This is a genomic window from Streptomyces albireticuli, from assembly GCF_002192455.1.
Lineage (GTDB): Bacteria > Actinomycetota > Actinomycetes > Streptomycetales > Streptomycetaceae > Streptomyces > Streptomyces albireticuli_B.
Window position 1 is genome coordinate 8062957 of the sequence record NZ_CP021744.1, and the last position, 17261, is coordinate 8080217.

Consider the following 17261-nt stretch of genomic DNA (forward strand, 5'->3'; position numbering starts at 1 on the left):
CCAAGCTAGCCCTACACGAATCCATGCAACCAAGAACCTGACACAGCACTTGTTGCAGGCATAGCGGTTCTTCATGGCATCCTGCGTTGGCTTGGGTGCCCACACCCTGGATCTGGCCTGCCAACGGTCGCCGCCATGACCGTCGCCCGTCACTTCCTCCGCTTAGTTCCGAATGGGGTGGCGATGATGATTGAACTGTCGAAGGCCGCAAGCACACGATTCTCTCGGAGCGGTATGCTCCGGAGCATGGAGGGCTGGGAATGCTGGCCACCCTTGGAGTAGAGCAAGCACGCCCCATCCCCGTTTGACTGTGTGTCGGCTATCCGCCTTTCTGTCGTCGGCTGGAGTCGGCCGTCGGAAATCCGAAATACGCCACTGTCACCCCACACCAGTAGGCCTGCTCGGTCGCGGAGTGCTCTGGTCACGCCGCTCTTTGAGCACATCACGCTAAGACCCTCACCGAGGCGTACTAGATGAACCTCATCATTTTCGGTTACGACGGCAATCGTGTCTCCCGACCGAACCATCGATCTGACGTCCCCTTCGAAGGTGACTGAGTCGTGCGGAAGGAGCCACCGCTGTCGCACTCGGGCCTGCATGACGTCACGTATGGAGGTTTGCAATTCGAGCTCGGTCGAGGCGTCGGTGATGACCTCCAACGAGGCGGGCCCCCCAAGCCCGGTTTGAAGTTCGAGAAGAGGCGTTGCCTCCTCACCGTTGCGGGCACGCAAGGCAAGACTCTCCGTGGCGGGCAGTTTGGCAAATGTCAACTGCCACTGCCTCAGTGGGGGCCGCCCAAAATCGTACGGTGGAGGATCATCGAGCCACTTGATCTTTTTGATTGGATCCCAGTGGAGTTCCGTCCACCTCAAGCAATGGGAAACGAGCCCCGCCACTTCTACAGGGCTTGGTCCGGGCGGCGCTGCCGGGACATCCATTTCATAACGGCGGATCCCGGCGCTGGTGTGAAGGATGAGAAGACCCTCGCCGCCGGCTGCAAGAAACTGGCTGCCCGTGATCGTGACAATCTGTTCCAATGCAGGGTCACCATGATCAATTTGCCAACCAAGCTTGGGGATTATGACGCTTGTCGAGAATACCGTAACTGGCACCTGGGCATAGGTTCTATCCACTAGACCCGCCAATATCACGGCCCGATCCGAGATAACAATTGGATCCCAGAAGAATGTTTGGCGGACATTTCCACCAAGACCTCCAGGTGAACAGGTTACTTGCGTCGCCCAATGAGCTCCAACGGGGTCACTGTTCGGCTTAAAGGAGGCCTGGTGAGTAACTGGAAGACCAGGCGGCAGGGTACCGCCGACGGAAAGACCATCTGGGCCGGTTGCCGCGCTGCCAATTGACCCCATTCCCCACCCCGGGAGAGCTCGCGAGCCAGCAAAAGTCCTGGAATTGCGGTCGCTCTCAACGAGCTGCAGCGGGCCTACATCCAATTCCGCGATAGCCTCGGCTATTCCGTCTTGAACGAGTTCGCCGATGAGCGCCAAAGAGCCAACAGCAGCAACAATTCCGCCTAGCCCAGCACCGAGGCTGCCGAGCACAATGCTGCCCAGCCCACCGCTTCCCACCCAACACCGAAATGCATCCCAGTCAGAAGCATCACCCTCGACGCGAAGTCGCATCCCTAGCGTCTCGTTGGCCAAGTCCGGCAACAACTGAAGCGTGGCGGTAACGTCGACCGATACATCCACATCTTCGATGAGCGCGGGGCAGGCATCGATTTTGATAAGGCCAACCTTGGCGCGCACGCCCCAACCGCCGCCGCTTCCACCGACAGGTGCCCAGGTGACATTGAGCGAATCTTCGATTTCCGTCCCACCTGGTGGCGGGGAAAGGCCCTTAGACATCAGTGTTGTGATCTGGTCAACGAAAATTCCGCTAGAAACGTGAACCAGCCAGTCACCCCCCGCATCGTCGAGCCGATTCACCGCAGGCCGTAGCAAATCATCGGAAGGTGCCGTTGCGTATCGCAGGGTGATATCGCTCGCTCCGGGAATCACGGCAGACCTGATTGCAAGAGGGTTCGGTGGCGCAAGCGTGCGGTCGCCAATCCTAAGACCTGGATCCCAAATCTGCGATTGTCCACCCGTTTCGAACCGAATGAGTCGCGCCTGAAGACCGGTCAAGGTCAGCGTCCAGCGAACCCACGCCGTTGCTTCCGCGGACTTTCCGGTCAGGCTGGAGTCCGCTTGCAGTTCCCCAACACTCAAATGCTGTACCCCGACCGCAGACTTGGTCAAAACTGTCCCAGGGCTGCCACTGGTGCCCGGAGCCGACGAGGCGACTGTGGCCGACTTCCATTTCATCGATGCAATAAGTCGGTCCGACCCGATGGCAGTGAACGTCGGGACAGGAATCGGAGCTGCCGAAAGAACCAACAACGCCAGCGCTTCGAATTTCGACTTACTGAGTTGGAGCTCAACGACGGCCATGTCCCAAACCACCCAGATCGAGGGTTCTGATACGCCCGGCTAATCCAGGCTGACATGAGCCTCTTGACCACGCCACTCGACCAGGTCCGGTCACGTTAGCCGCTCGCACCGACAGGTAGGCCGCACCCCGCATGGACCGACCACGGAGTGCGCGTTGGGCTGCGCTGCCACCCAAACGAGGCATAGCACCACACCTGTTGCACCCGCTATCGTCGCCATCACCGGCGCTGAGCTGCACAGAGTTCCCTTGACTCGCCTCGTGCCACACCATCCACCCCAGAGAACACGCCAGGGCTGGATGGCGCTGATCAGTTCGGAGCCGGTCAGCATGCGGGCGGTGGAGGGGCCGGTCTCGTCGGTCACTGCGTCGCTCCGTGCGGTGTCGATGATGGCCGCAACGACGGCGTCCGCCTTCCACGATCCGGTGGGCCCGGTTCCCGGGGGGCTGTGCAGTCCGAGGTCGGCGGGGGTCAGGGGCCGGGGCAGGCGGCATAAGCGGGTCAGGGTCTCGGCGATGAGGGCGGGCAGCGGCCTGCGCGGCTGCTCGCTGTGTTTGATCCATTTTCCGACGCGGGAGCGGTCCGGCTGGATGTTGTGGAACCCGCGGGAGCGCGCTGTCGTGGTGATTTCCTCGGCGAGGGCTTCGTAGGTGACGTCAGCGACGTCCACCCAGTAGGCCAGGGCGACGTTGCGTCGGCGTGCTGGTCCCGTCACCGGGGCCCCCTTCGGCCGAGGGTGCGGCGGTCGATGGACGGTGGCGCACCGGCCAGCCTACTGCCGGGCCGCCAACCGCCCGAGGGTCGTGCGCGGTTCGCCACAACACGCCACAGGACGCCACGCGGTCCGGCCTGTGGCATCCGCCCGTAACCGCGCCGGTGGGCGGCTCGAAGCGCCACAGGGCCTGGGTGTCTGCTCGTGAGCGACCGGCCGGTGCCCCTGTTGCTGGGGCTCCGGCATCGCGGGAGTACCACTGAGGAAGGGGAGGCCCATGCGTATCAGTGGCAACGGCTTGGACGGGAGCGGCAAGGCGGCCTTGGCCGAGGCACGGTGGGGGAGGGCCGTCTGATGCCCGCGCGGCTGCTGGTCGAGGCAGGCGTCGTATCGGCTGCGGACCGCGCGTTGCGCGAGGCGCTGGCGGGACGGCCGCTGGTGAGTGCCGAACGGTTCTGCGGCTCCCTGCGCACCGCCTACGCCGGACCGGGCCCCGTCGAGGCCGCACGGCCCGCGGTGGCGGTCGGGTGCTACCCGGGGTGGGCGGCAGCGGCACCGTGCTCGGTGCTCGCCGCCGAGGGGCGCACCGGTGTGCGGGGCCCGGGCCAGCGCCGGTCCTGGACGGACGCCCTCGACGGCCCGGCCCGTGCACTGCTGGCCGGACTCGCCCGGCCGCCGGTGATCTCCGCCTGGTACGCCACCGACCGGCTCCGCGCCTGGGCGGGCCTGGGCGGCACGGTGGCGGCCATCGACGGGCGGCTGCGGGCCCATGTTGAGGACAAGGCCGCCTTTACCGCGCTGCTGACGGCCGCCGGAGTGCCGCAGCGCATGCGTGTCCCCGCCGTCCGCATCGACGGGAAACTGCCTGCCCTGATCGAGCTCCGGCGCATGGTCGGCTCGCAGCGGTTGGTCGTGCAGTGCGGGGCCGACTCCGGCGGGCGCGGCACGAGCTTCGTCACCACCGACGCCGACCTGGAGAAGGCCGCGCGGCTGCCGGGCCCGTACCAGGTGGCGGCGTTCGTGGCCGGCTGGTCCTCGAACACCACCGTCCTGACCGTCCCGGCCGGCCACGGGGCCGCCGTCTACGTCGACCGCCCGTCGCACAAGGCGGTCGGGGTGGCGGAGGCGGGGATCGGGGCGGGCAAGAGCGCGGGCAACGACTGGTCCAGGCCCTGGCCGGCCCGCGCGGCGACCGATCTGGTGGACGCCGCGGTGAGGGTCGGTGAGCACTTGTGGCGTGAGCACCGGGTGGCGAGTCTGTTCGGCCTGGACGCTCTTCTCACCGGCGACGGCGCGGTGATGTTCAACGAGATCAACCTGCGCAACCAGGGCACCACCGAGGTCTCCGGCGTCAACCAGCAGCTGCGCGGGCTGCCGCCCTTCGCCGTGGCGCACCTGACGGTGCTCCTGGGCGGCCGTGCCCCCTGGCTGCCCGCGGCCGACGACTTCAACGCCGCGACGATCGCCACCGCCGTACGGAGCGTGCCGGGACCGTACTACCTCAAGCTGCGCCACCGGGGGCACACGCCCGTCCGCGTGGCCGGGCTGCGGGGCCCGGGGTCTACCGGATCACCGGCGGGCGCCTGGTCTGGGTCCGGCCCGGCGCGCACCCGGCGGACGCGGACGCCGACGCCGGCGAGGTACTGCTGGCCAGCCTCCCCGACGCGCGCGTGGTGTGCCTGCCCGGCGCCGAACTGGGCACCGCCGAGGCCCTGACCACCGGATGCGGGGCGCCGTTCGCCGAACCGCACGCCCTGTCCTCCTCCGGCGGCCGAGCCGGCTGATTCGCTGTGCGGGGCCGGTAGCGTCGCCACCGCGTGCGCCGGAGCCGCCGAGCGGCCGGCTGGGCGCCGGACACCGCGGGAGGGGTGTGTGATATGCGGTGAGAGTGGACCGGTCGGATGCTGTTGCCCTGGTGCAGCGGATCATGAACGCGGACTGCACTGCGGAGAGTGAGGTGGCCGGCTGGCTGGACCTGCTCGAGGGGGCCCTGGGCTGCCCATCCGGCTGGGAGTCCGAAAGCACCGACCCCTACTTCCCAGGCGACCATAACGAGGTCGACGTGTGGTGGGCCGAGTACGAGCGCGGTCTTCCGGTCCCTGACGACTGGCCGCGCCTGCCCGACGAATCGGCAACAGACCATCTCGATGCCTGGCGCCGCGACTTCCTGGACTTCCTCGACCGTGAGGGGCAGCGCCGCTTCCCCGTCACTTGGGAAGCGGCTGCCAAGGTATGGGCGGCCCGCAACCGCACCCGCAACGCCCGCGGGCTCCAGCCCGGCGAGGAGCGACTTCGCCGAGTACCTCGGCGAGCACGAAATCACCGTGGTGCGCCACACGGCCGAACCGGCATCCGTCACAGCGTGGCTGCTGCGACAGTTCGACCATCTTGCCGAGGCCAGCCCGATCCTCGTCGTCTCCCGGGCCGCCGAGGACGGTCGCTGCGGGCTGCCTCGTCGTCGGGTACGAGGGCACGAGGGACGCTCAATCATAATCAACTACTTCGACCCGGTGGAGTGGAAGCCATGAACTGGCCCGATCCAACATTGAACGCAATCCAGAGCAGGGAGGACCTGGCCGATTTCCTGACCGAACTGGCAAGAAAAGTCCGCGAGGGAGACCTGTCCGTGGAAAATGCCACTACAGACTCCTTCGTCGACTCCGCCGGGCGTTGGGCAAGGTCGATGGATGGGTTCTTTATGAACGTAATCAAAGAACCTGTACCAGAAACTCCTGACTGGAGCATGATCGCTGCGATCTTTCGGGCTGCACTCGTCTACGAATAAATCCCGGCAACGGTGCTCCAACTTGCAAACCGGCCAAGAAGGTTCACCGGATTGACAACTGCTCGGGCCCGGCACCACAGCTGGAATCGCGGCAAAAGCGGGCCGCAGGGTGAGGCCAGCACCAGCGTCATGCTGATGACCGACCCAGGCTGCGCACCCCGGCCGTGGACCTGCACCCCGATGCCGACGCCGCTGAGACGGTCCGGCAGCAGACCCTGACCGCGTACGACAGCGGGCCGCACGGAAGCCTCCGTGCGGCCCGCTTGCGCACCAGGGCAACGTGGGTGAGCCGGGGTCTCCAGGCCGGAACCAACTTGAAACTACGGCTGGCGTCCAGCGCCAGCACTCCGGCACTGTCGGCCGGACCGAGAACGCCAGATCGGCGTCTTCGCCGCCTACGCCATTACCCGGGGCCACGCCCTGGTCGGCCACGACAAACCGCTGAATCGGCTGACACCGGCCGCCAGCCACCCGCGACGGGCAGCGGTACCTGCTCGGCCCGGTCGGGTCGCCGGACAGCCTCGCGGCCGACAAGACACCCCATGCAGCTATCGGGTCAAGCGGCGGGGGCAAGTGGGGGTTTCGTCGGCGGGGTGAAGGCGGTGGTGAGGTTTGATCCCCGGGGGTGGACACCGGGTTTCATGCGACGAGTGACAGCGTATGTGATGTGGTGAGTTGTTGTTCGAACTCGGCTGGTGTGAGGTAGCCGAGGGCGGAGTGACGGCGGCGCTGGTTGTAGTAGGCCAGCCAGCGGAACAGCTCGAGTCGGGTCTGTGCTTTCGAGGTCCAGCGGTGTCCGTGGAGCCACTCGCGCTTGAGGCCCTGGAAGAACGACTCGGCGAGGGTATTGTCGTAGCTCGAGCCGACCCGGCCCATGCTCCGGCGGATGCCGTGGCGGCGGCAGATCTCGGCGAAGGCGGCCGCGCTGTATTGGGAGCCCCTGTCCGTGTGGAAGACGACGCCGTTCACCTGGCCGCCGCGGGCGGCGACGGCCATCTCGATCGCGTCGGTGACCAGTGAGGTGCGCATGTGGTCAGCGATCGACCAGCCCACCACCCGCCGCGAACAGATGTCGATCACCGTGGCGAGATAGAGCCACGTCGCGCCGACGGCTATGTAAGTTATGTCGCCGCACCATCTGGTGTTCAAGGCGTCCGCGGTGAAGTCGCGCATCACCAGGTCCGGCGCGGGCGGCGCGGTCCTGTCCGCGATCGTCGTCCGTTTCTTCTTCCGCAGGTGCCGGCCGACTATGTGGTTGACCCGCATCAGCCGCGTGACGCGCTTGCGGTTGATCCCGTGCCCGCGGGCTCGTAGTTCGGCATGGACGCGCGGGGCGCCATAGGCACCACCATGTTCGGCGTGGATCTCATGGATCTCGGCCACGGTCCGTTTCTCCTCGGCCCGGCGCTCGGCACGGGCCTGAGCGGTGGCCAAGTGCCGGTAGTAGCCGGCGCGGGACACCCCGAGCACGCGGCAGACCCGCTTTACACCGAAGTCGGTGCGATTGTCGGGGATGAAGTCCCAGCGGCGGGTCTTCACTTCACCTCCCGAGCGAAATAGGCGGCTGCCCGGCGCAGGATCTCGCGCTCCAGCTGCCACTCTTTCTCCGCCTTCAGCAGCCTGGCGTTCTCCGCCCGCAGCCGGGCCAGCTCCTCCACCGCGCTCACACCGACGTCGCGGCCCTCGGGCTCCGCCCGGGCCTCGTCCTTACGGACCCACGTCCGCAGTGACTCCGCGGTGATGCCGAGGTCCGCGGCCACCGCCGCGTACGTGCGCTTGCCGGCCGCGGCGCGGTAGAGCGCGACGGCATCCTTCCGGAACTCCTCCGGATACGGAGACTTGCGTCCCACCTGGACATCCCTCCCTGGACCATCAAGATCCATTGTCCGGGTGTCCACTCCAAAGGATCAGCCTCAGTCGACACAAGGAGCCGCGCATGGACAGGGAGAGCGGAGGCAAGGAGCCCGCTGAGGCGGGCCGGCGCCCGCTGAGGCGGGATGCGGAACTCAACCGCCGACGCATCCTCCAGGCCGGCCGTGACGTTTTTGCCGCACGCGGCCTCCAGGCCACCCTCAACGACGTCGCGCACCACGCCGGCCTTGGAGTCGGCACCGTTTACCGGAAGTACCCCGACAAACAGACCCTCGCGGAGGCCGTCTTCGGCGAAGAACTCGACGAGATCGCCGCGATGGCGCGGGAGGCCCGGGGCGAGGACGACGCCTTTGCCGCCCTGGCCGGTTTCCTGGAGCGGGCTCTGGCACGAGCCGCGCACAACCGCGGACTGCGTGAACTGATGCGCCAGGACACTGTCGAGGGTGCCGGTCCTGCCCGGGCGCGGCAGGAGATCACATCGCACTGCGAGCATCTAGTGGCGCGGGCCCGTGCCCAGGGCATGCTGCGCGATGGCGTCACCGAGGCCGACATCGCACCGATCGCCGCGATGATCGACGCTGTTCTGGCGCTGCCCGGCGAACACCCCGCAAAGATGTGGCGACGCTATCTGGCGATCATCCTCGACGGGCTCCGCGCCCACCCGTATCAGACGCCGCTGCCCAGCCCTGGAAGAGCAGGCTGACTCTGTCCATCTCAGCCAGGACCGCCATGGACTGTCCAGATCAGCTGTCAACTGAGAGTCGCTCAAAGAGCCCTGCGGCAGGGCGGCATCGGGGCCTCGGCCAGAGGTGACTCTCGCGGTCGTCACGAAACGACTCCCGCACTGAAGATACGAAGCCAGGCATCCCGGTTACATCCGCTCCGCTCCGCACCGTTCCGGGCGAAGACCTGCCTGGTCACAGGCGGGTGGTGAACCTGCCGTCGGGCAGTTTCCGCAGCCAGCCGCGGTCGGTCAGTCTGACCAGCTTCCCGCGCAGCGGTTCCAGCTTGGCCCGCGCGCTGACGTCCATGCCCAGCACGTCGCCGACCTGCCGGGCCATGACCGTTCCAGCAGCCTGCCGCACGGCGGCAAGGATCCGCTGATAGTCCGGCGGGAGGATGGCCTCCTCCATGCCCGGCGTGCGGTGCGGGATCAGCATCACCGCCCGGCCGCCCACCTGCCCGGGCATCGGCGCGGCCGAGGCACGCTCGTCAGCGAGCTGCTCGCTCATCCGCTCAAGGACCCGTTCAGCCAAGGCAAGCTTGTCCCGCTCGGCCCGCGCCTCCGCCAACTGCTCGGCCAGCTGTTCTTCGAGTTCGTCCAGTTCCGCACGCCGTGCGGTGATCCGTTCCAGCAGCTCGGGATCCAACATGCACCGGATCGTAGAAGGCCGCCTGGCCACAGCGAGCAGGAACCGGCGAACCGACCGCGCTGACAGACGATCTACCCCTCAGACTGCCGCCCACGACCAGCGCGAGCACCCCGAGAGCCAGTCACACCAGCCCTTTGACCTGCGACTTCAAGTTGGCGGTGGATCAGTGGCCCCCACCCGCCCGTCCATGCGCTCCGCCTTGACGGCACGCGCACAGGGAGGCGGGCAGGGCGGCCGTAGCGGCCACCGCCTCGTACGCCTGCCCTCCCGGCACACCGTCCGCCCCCTTCCTGGTTCCACAGCCCCGTGGCTCAGGCCCTCGACGCGCGCCCGCGGGCGGCTCACGGATGGCGGGACGCCGTACTCCGCTGCGCCGGGGACCGAACGCCGCGGGCCGTGGGCCGTCGGCCGCGCCGTGTCTGTGGCGCGCCGCTCACCGTCGCCAGCAGGCGGTCCACGTCCGCAGGCGAGTTGAACCAGTGGCAGGAAACCCGGATGCCGCCCATGCCGCCCGCGTAGCGCACGCTCACGGCGACGCCCGATGCCGACAAACGCTCGGCGAGGGCGATGTCGGAAGCGTTGTGTCCCGTGGTGAAGGTGACGATGCCTGACCGGTGCTCGACCGCCCGCGGGGTAACGATGTGGACGCCCGTCCGTAGGAGCCCCTCCAGGAGGTGCTCGGTCAGGGAGAAGACGCGCGCCCAGACCTCGTCGATGCCGTGGGCGAGAAGGAGGTCCACCGCTGCGGAGAGCCCGATGCCGCCGGGGTAGTTCGCCGTTCCTCCGGTTTCCCAAGCCCGTGCGTCGTCGGTGTAGGTGAACTCCTGGAAGGGGTCGGTATCGGGCCGCAGGAAAGCCTCACCCCAGGTGGCCGCCGGTGGGTTCGCCGCGAAGAATCCGTGCAGAGGGCGGTTCAGACGGGGGCGGATGCCGGGGGACAGGTATAGGAAGCCCGTTCCGAAGGGTGAGTTGAGCCACTTGTGGCCGCTGCTCACGAGGACGTCCACGGGAGTGCGCGACACGTCGAACGGCACCGCTCCGATGTGCTGGGCGCCGTCCACGAGGAGCATGATGCCGCGCTCGCGGCACAGCTCGGAGATCGACGCGATATCGGCGCGGAAGCCCGTGGTCCACTGGACGGAGCTCAGCGCCAGAGCCGACACGTGGAAATCGAGGTACCGGTCGATCGTGTCGACGGTGATACTGCCGTCCTCATGAGGGATCCTGCATATCTTCACACCTCTGCTTTCCAGCTGTGACCAGGTGACACCCATCTGGATGTACTCGGTCTCCGGTACGGCGACCACGTCTCCCGAGGCGAGCGGAAGCGCGAGCGCCGCGGTGTTCAGCGCATGGGTCGCGCTCTCCATGAGGGCGATGTCCCGCGCCTGCGCGCCGATGAGCTCGGCCACACGGGGGCGCGCCGCGTCCCGCGCCCGGTTGAGGCGGCCGTGGTGGGCCGTGCCCGAATCGGGCGGGACCTGGTGCACCTGGTCGACGAAGTCGCGCACGGCCCGCACGGCGGTCCGGGGAGCGATGCCGATGCATGCCGTGTCGAGATACGCGGCCTGCCCGACGGACGGGAACTCGGCTCGTACGGCCCGCTGAAGGGCCTGGTGGAGGGCCATGGTCAGCTCCCGTCCACCGCGCCGGACCGGCGGTGTTCGTCGAGGAACCGGACCACGGGGCCGAACACGTCCAGGGCGGCACCACGGCCGATGATCGGGTCCATGTGGCCGTACCCGGGGACTTCGACATAGCGGATGTCGAGCTGTGGGAACCGCCGCGTCAGGACGTCGTAACACAGCTCGTTGGAGTCGAGCCAGATCTTGTTGTCGCTGCCGGAGACCAGCATGACGGGGCAGTCGATGCGGTCGGCGTGGTCGAGGGCGTTCTCCGGCAGACGGCCGTAGCGGTGGCCACCGGGGTTCCAGCGCACCACGGAGTGGGCGAGCTCCATGCGCCGCAGGTGCGGCAGCACCCACGTCGGCAGCGTCCCGAACAGCTCGGCCAGCCGATCGTGGGTGATCTTGTCGAGGTTCTCGTGCGCGAAGAGCGACGCGCCCGTGCCCCAGGCCGAGTTCTGGAGAATCTGGCAGGTGGGGTCGTCGCAGTCGGCGGACAGGGAGGCGAGCGCGAACACCGGGGTGTACCGCGAGCGCAGTCCGACCTTCTTGAAGTCGACCGGGAGATGGGCCCAGCGGGTCCGCAGCAGCTCGCCGCCCAGGTGCAGGCGCAGCCGGGTCCTGCCGCTGACCTTCGGCGTCATGAACACGCCTTGTGCGACCACGCCGGCCAGCCCGGGCACCAACCCGGCGGTCATGCTCATCGACAGCGATATCGCGCCGAGGCAGTGGGCGACCACGAAAAGCCGGCGCTCGCCGATCCGTCCGCGGATGTACGCGACCGCCTCGGGGATGTCGAAGAGCGCGACGTCGTCGAAGGAGTAGCGTTCCCGGCGCTCGTTGTGCGGCAGCCGGCAGCTGCCCCGCCAGTCCAGCAGCCAGGGTTCGTAGCCGGCGTCGAGGAGCACGTCCACGAGGTTGCGGGTCTCCGGGAGGGTGAAGATGTCCGAGGACGCCGTGAGGCCGTGGAGCAGCAGCACCGCGGGCCGGTCGGTGCCGTCGGCGCCGTCGGCGGCGATCCGGCACAGGCCGAGCTCGGCGCCGTCGGACGCCTCGAACGGGATCTGCTCGATCGTGGCGCCGTCGAGCTGAATGTGGAGCGGCCGTAGCGTCATGTGAGTCGTTCCCTGTCCTTGTCCAGTTTCTTGAGTTTCGCCTGGAACCGGTCCTTGTCCCGGTCGATGGCGTCCCGGCGCAGATCCAGCAGATCGGCTCCGGCCCGCAGCGTGGGCTCCGCCAGCCCCTGGACCATCTGCTGGGTGAACCACAGGAGCCAGGTGAGCTTCGCGGTCCGCTGCTCCTGCAGCGACAGGGCGGGATTCACCCGGATGCCGTCGATCTGCTCGCGCCGGTAGCTCTTGCCGGGCACCTTCATCACGCCGGACAGACTGGCCGGTTCGCCCTCCCGGCCGGCCTCGACCGTGAGGGTCCGGGCCTGCTTCCAGTAGTCGGTCCGTGCCCGGGCCGTCTTCCAGCCCTCCAGCCACCACGCCTGGCCGTCGCTGTCGCGCAGCGCGAGCCGGTAGCGCAGCAGGGGGTGGTCCGTGCCGTGCCTGAGCGGGATCCCCTCGTCCGGGCGGACCCAGATCTCGCCGTCCTCGACCGTGAGCGGATCCTTGTGCAGCCTCGGGCAGGTCACCGTGCCGCTCACGTGGATGGTCCGGTGCTCCGTGAGCTGGTACATGCTCGCGATGGACAGCGTCAGCGCGAAGGCGCAGCGGGTGTCGGGCGAGCCGTCGACGGGGCCCAGCTTTCCCCGCATCGTCTCCGGGAACCACAGATGGGGCGGGTCCTCGCGGCGGGGCAGGACGACCAGGCCGTCGCGGGCCATCCGCTCGTAGTTCTTCAGTTGGGCCTTGGCGTCGTAGCGGGTGGCCGGGGGCAGCTTGTGCCGGGCGATGAAGGCGTCGGTGCGCTCGCTCGTCGCCGCCGGGCCCAGCAACGTCGCCTCGCACAGCTTCTGCGCGGCGGGGTTGCGCAGGACGCGGGCCAGGAACTCCAGCTCGGGAACCGGGTCGCGATCCATGCGGGACAGGAAGTCGGCCAGCCAGTCGTCCCACCCCAGCACCTGGACGTTCATACCGCCCAGCGCCATGTCGCGGACCAGTTCGGGCAGAGTGTTGGCCCGGCCGGTCAGGTGGTAGTTCTGGCCCCAGGCGCTCGGCTCGCACACCACGGCGGTCGCGATCCGGCTCACCCAGTCGACGGGCGCCACGTTGAGGTAGCGCATCGCCGGGGCGGTCCGGTAGCGGGAGATCACCGACATGTAGCCGGAGCTGATGTCATGCCCGTTGTACGCGCCGGTACGGGTGTGCCCGACGATGCCGCCCGGGCGCAGGAACGTCACCGTCAGACCGCGCTCGCGGGCGCGCCGGAGCGCCGCCTCCGCGGCCCATTTCGCCTTGTCGTATCCGGCGGCCAGCCGGTCGACGTGGGCGACAGGGTCGTCCTCGCCCATGGAGGTGACGCCCAGTTCGTTGAACACGGCGACCGACGAGATGTGGTGGAGCGGCTTGGCCGGGCCGGTCATCGCGAGTTCCGCCAGCGTCAGCGCGCCCAGGACGTTGGTCCGGCGCAGCGAGTGGTAGCCCCGGAGGAAGTCGACCGCCGCCGCCACGTTGACGATGGAGTCGAGCTCCTGCGCCAGCGCCGCCCACCGGTCGTCCGACAGCCCCAGCCGCGGCTGCCGGACGTCGCCGACCAGCACGGTGATCCGGCGCTTGACCTCGGCGGACCAGGGCAGCGCGAAACTGGTCAGCGCCTCGGCCAAGCGCTGTTCCGCGGCCTGGGCGCTGTCCGCTCGCACCAGGCACACGAGGTGCGCGCGGCTGTGCCGCAGCAGGTCGAAGAGCATGTGGCTGCCGAGGAAGCCCGTCGCACCGGTCAGCAGGATCCGGCGGGGCGGGGCCGGGTCGGGGTCGCCGCACCACGGGAGCCGGTCGGCGCGCGCCAGGTCGGCGGTGATCAGCGCGAGGTCGTCGTTGTCGTCGCCCTGCGGAGGCTCCTCATCCACCGGCGCGGCCGTGGGAGCGGTGGCGAGGGCGGGCTGCCCGGTCGTGCGCAGCCAGCGCTGCGCGAGGCGGCGGGGCCGGGCGTCCGCGAAGACGTCGTCCAGGCTGAGCCGGACGTCCAATTCACGGTCGAGCGCCGCCACGAGCTCCACCGCGTCCACCGAGGTCGCCCCCGCCTCGAACAGGTCGGTCTCGGCATCGACCGGCGCCCCGTGCAGGAACCGGGCCGCCTTCGAAGCGATGGCCGAGGCCAGCCCGTCCAGGCTCCACACCCCGCCCGCGCCGCCTGTCGCCCCGCCCGCGCCGCCTGTCGCCCCGCCCGCGCCGCCTGTCGCCGCGGGCGGCGTCGCGGGGCCCGGCTTGTCGAAGCGGGCCAGCAGGGCCGCCACCGCGGCCGCGCCGCGACCGCCGCTTTCGACCAGCTCTTCTTCGTGCCGGCGGCCGGAGCTCCCCGGCCCGTCCAGTCCCTTCACGTCCGGTTCCCTCACTTGGTCTCATCCCCTGTTCGTGTCGTTGCGGCGTTCCACGAGCGGAACTCCCTCAGCCGCGCCGGCGTGACCACCGCTTGGAGCTGTGGCGCGTCGGCGTCCTCGCCCCCCAGGGCGGCGACCAGCCGCCGTGCCGGGACGTTGCGGTCCGTGTGTTCGGCGGTCAGCCGGACCGACCGGCAGCCCAGGGCCTCGGCCCGGTCGGCGAGCCACCGCAGCAGCCGCTCTTCGGCGCCGCGGCCCAGCACCCGGCAGCTGAGCATCCACGCCAAGACGTCGAGCGTGTCGCCGTCGGGACGGATCGCCACCACGCCGATCTGCCCGTACGCGCCGAACCGGTCGCGCGCCGACGCCGTCCACACCTCGCCCTCCCGCTGCCACCGCGGCAGCGCTTGCGCGTCCAGCAGGGAGGGGCGCAGGTTGAACTGGTTCGTACGCCGGCCCAGCTGGACCGAGCGCTCCACCGTGGCGGCGGACAGCGGCTGGATGTCGAGCTCCAGTTGCAGCCGCTCGAGGAACTCCGCGAAACTCGTCTGCGCGCGTGCCGCGCCGCGTACCTTCTCCTGGCGGTAGAACTCGGCCCGGGCGGCGTCCTCACGCGTCGCCGCTCGTGGTGCGACCGGCCACAGCCGCGTCAGGAAGTCCGCCAGCTCGTCCGCGGGCGGGCACGTCACGCACAGGACGTCGGGCAGCGTGGCCCGCACCGCGGCGATTTCCACGGGGTTGTCGTCGAGGAAAAGGAAGGTGTCGAGACCGAGCCCCAGCTCGTCGGCGACCCCCCTGATCCGCGTGGACTTGGGGTCCCACCCCGCGGAGATCGCGGTGAAGTCGTCGGGACCGAGCACACTGTCGGGCCGCTCCAGCACGGCGCGCACGGTGGCCTCGTCGTTGTTGGACACCAGCACCAGCAGTACGCCCGCGGCGCGCCATTCCAGCAGTCGGCGGGCCAGCCGCGCGCGGTCCCCGCCGACATCTACCCGGTCCGGTCCGATCTCGCCCGCGACGCCGCTCCACAGGGTCTCGTCCCCGTCCACGGCTATCACCTTGGGTGCCGTGCGCCGGACCGCTCGTACCAGCTCGGCGACGGTCAGCGCCACGGCCGCCTGGAACTCCATCCGGAAGGGCAGATGGGCGAGGGTATCGGTCTGCTCGTCGAAGACGTTGTCGACGCCCGTGCCGCGGCTCCAGCTGCCGGCGTCCAGCAGCGCGATGCCGGGATGGCCGTGCAGACCTGCCGCCACCGACTGCTCCCAGCCGCGCAGCCGCCGGTCCTCGGAGCGGGCCGGGAGGAAGCCGATGACCAGCGGCTTTCCCGTCCGTTCGGCCAGGGCGCGCAGCGCGGCACGGTACTCCTCGGCGAGATCGGCCAGCACGTCGTCGGTGAGCGAGCCGAAACGTCCCAGGTCCGCGGCGCGCAGCAGCACGACGCCGACCGCGGTCGAGGGCGCGCTCAGCACACCCGCCGGATCGTGCAGGCTCGCCAGTACCTGGTGGTACGGGGCCTCGACGGTGGTAAGTCCGGCGCCCTCCAGGGCGGTGTCCACCAGTGCGGGCAGATTACCGAGGGCGAAGGTGGCCGCGATCGCGATGCCCGCGGGCTCCGCTTCCCCGGCCTGGGGCGCGCCGGCCCGCGTCTCCACGGCCGCACGGTCCACCGCGTCCATCGCGTCCATCGCGTCCGCCGTGCCCGCGGCCACCTCGGCGACCAGGGCGAGGAAGGCGCGCCCCAACCGGGCGCAGCTCGGCCCGTCGAGGATGTCGAGGCTGTAGTCCAGGCGCAGATGGCCCAGGTCGGGCACCACCGTGATCATCAGATCGAGGTCGGAGTAGCCGGTGCCCGCGGGCAGCACCTCCAGCCCGTGCAGCGTCAGCGCCTGCGGCCGGATGTAGTTGAAATACACCTCGATCAGCGGCGCGTTGTCGCGGTGCAGGCCCGCCGAGACGAGGGCGGGCATCGCGTCGAAGAGCGTGACTCCCTGCTCCAGCACCGCGCTCAGGCGGCTGTCGGTCCGGCGGAGCACGTCGGCGACCGGTTCGCCCGGCGCCGCCTCGGCCGCGAACGGGATCGGGATGCCGAAGAACCCGAGCGCGTCGAGCGCCCCGGCGTGCATCCGGGTGTCCACCGGAACCGCCAGCACGAACCGCTCCCGCTCGCGCAGGCGGGCGAGGAAGACGGTCAGCGTGCCCAGCCACAGCGCGGCGGGGGTGATGCCGAGCCGCCGCGCCCGCGCCGTGACCCGCTCGAGCAGTTCCTCGGGCAGCTCGACGAACTCGGTGGCCGCGCGGTAGCTGCGCGCTGCCGGCCGGGGCCTGGCCAAGGTCAGCTCCAGCCTGCTGCACCCGGCGTAGCGCTCCAGCCCCTGCGGCGTCGCCGCGTCGCGACCAGCCGCCCGCTGCGCCCCCAGCAGGAGATCGATGTCCTGAAGGGACGGACCCGGGGGCAGCTGCGCACCGGACAGCCCCATGCCGATCTCGGCCGCCGCCAGGACGAGCGAGGGGAAGTCGGACACAGCGTGATGCGCACCGTAGATCAGCACCTGCTCGCCGGAGGGATACTCCAGCAGCTCGAATCGCCACAGCGGGGACACGGCGAGATCGAACGGCGGCTCCATCAGCTCCCGGAGCCGCTGATCGACGTCGACGCCGTCGCCGACGGGAGACCAGCGCAGCAGCACGCCCGAACCCTGCGGCCGGATCTCGAGCCGCTGACCGTGCTCGGCGTCCGGGACGATCGCCGTCCGCAGCGCCGCGTGCCGATCGGCGAGCCCGGCCAGCACCTCGCTCAGCCGCTCGCGTGTCGTCGGCGCGGCGAGCCGCACGGCGAAGCCGATGTGGTGCGTGACACCCGGCGTGCCCTGCTGCTCCGCGCGCACCAGCCGCATCACGTCCCGGGTCGCCGGCCGGAACACGATCTCGCCGACCGCCGCAGCGGCGACGGGCGCC

Annotated in this window: 10 protein-coding genes; 3 read left to right on the forward strand and 7 right to left on the reverse strand. The window is 69.4% G+C overall.

The features are described 5' to 3' along the window. Positions 1 to 149 precede the first annotated feature (149 nt). Entirely contained in the window at positions 150 to 2453 is a 2304-nt protein-coding gene (locus SMD11_RS35705) for a hypothetical protein (protein ID WP_159395466.1), read from the reverse strand. A gap of 1065 nt (positions 2454 to 3518) precedes the next feature. Here SMD11_RS35705 and SMD11_RS34285 point away from each other — a divergent pair. Together SMD11_RS34285 and SMD11_RS36065 are read left to right on the forward strand one after the other, a co-directional pair. Beyond that, a complete protein-coding gene (locus SMD11_RS34285) occupies positions 3519 to 4880 on the forward strand; it encodes a hypothetical protein (protein WP_087930142.1) in 1362 nt (453 codons plus the stop codon). A 172-nt stretch (positions 4881 to 5052) separates the two neighbouring features. After that, positions 5053 to 5949: a DUF7660 family protein gene (locus tag SMD11_RS36065; protein WP_199844019.1), complete on the forward strand. Its 897-nt coding sequence runs from the start codon at positions 5053 to 5055 to the stop codon at positions 5947 to 5949. A gap of 639 nt (positions 5950 to 6588) precedes the next feature. Here the strand turns inward: SMD11_RS36065 and SMD11_RS34295 are convergent. Beyond that, positions 6589 to 7799 (reverse strand): IS3 family transposase gene (locus SMD11_RS34295; protein ID WP_087930144.1). Its coding sequence is split into 2 segments (ribosomal slippage): positions 6589 to 7550 and positions 7550 to 7799, totalling 1212 coding nucleotides; the frame shifts between segments, so codons are not numbered across the junction. Between the two features lie 86 nt (positions 7800 to 7885). Here SMD11_RS34295 and SMD11_RS34300 point away from each other — a divergent pair. Next, complete coding sequence (locus SMD11_RS34300; RefSeq protein ID WP_087930145.1) at positions 7886 to 8524, forward strand: TetR/AcrR family transcriptional regulator; 639 nt, start codon at positions 7886 to 7888, stop codon at positions 8522 to 8524. A gap of 214 nt (positions 8525 to 8738) precedes the next feature. Here the strand turns inward: SMD11_RS34300 and SMD11_RS34305 are convergent, their stop codons facing one another. From SMD11_RS34305 to SMD11_RS36070, 5 genes are all read right to left on the reverse strand, one after another. Then, positions 8739 to 9194 (reverse strand): hypothetical protein, encoded by a 456-nt coding sequence (locus SMD11_RS34305; RefSeq protein ID WP_199844020.1) that lies wholly within the window; start codon positions 9192 to 9194, stop codon positions 8739 to 8741. Positions 9195 to 9535: 341 nt separating this feature from the next. Beyond that, entirely contained in the window at positions 9536 to 10822 is a 1287-nt protein-coding gene (locus SMD11_RS34310) for an aminotransferase class V-fold PLP-dependent enzyme (RefSeq protein WP_087930146.1), read from the reverse strand. Between the two features lie 2 nt (positions 10823 to 10824). After that, entirely contained in the window at positions 10825 to 11934 is a 1110-nt protein-coding gene (locus SMD11_RS34315; RefSeq protein ID WP_087930147.1) for an alpha/beta fold hydrolase, read from the reverse strand. Next, positions 11931 to 14303: a thioester reductase domain-containing protein gene (locus SMD11_RS34320; protein WP_087930148.1), complete on the reverse strand. Its 2373-nt coding sequence runs from the start codon at positions 14301 to 14303 to the stop codon at positions 11931 to 11933. Before SMD11_RS34320 ends, SMD11_RS34315 begins: the two co-directional genes overlap by 4 nt. An 11-nt stretch (positions 14304 to 14314) precedes the next feature. Then, positions 14315 to 17200: an HAD-IIIC family phosphatase gene (locus SMD11_RS36070; protein WP_418952547.1), complete on the reverse strand. Its 2886-nt coding sequence runs from the start codon at positions 17198 to 17200 to the stop codon at positions 14315 to 14317. Positions 17201 to 17261 lie beyond the last annotated feature (61 nt).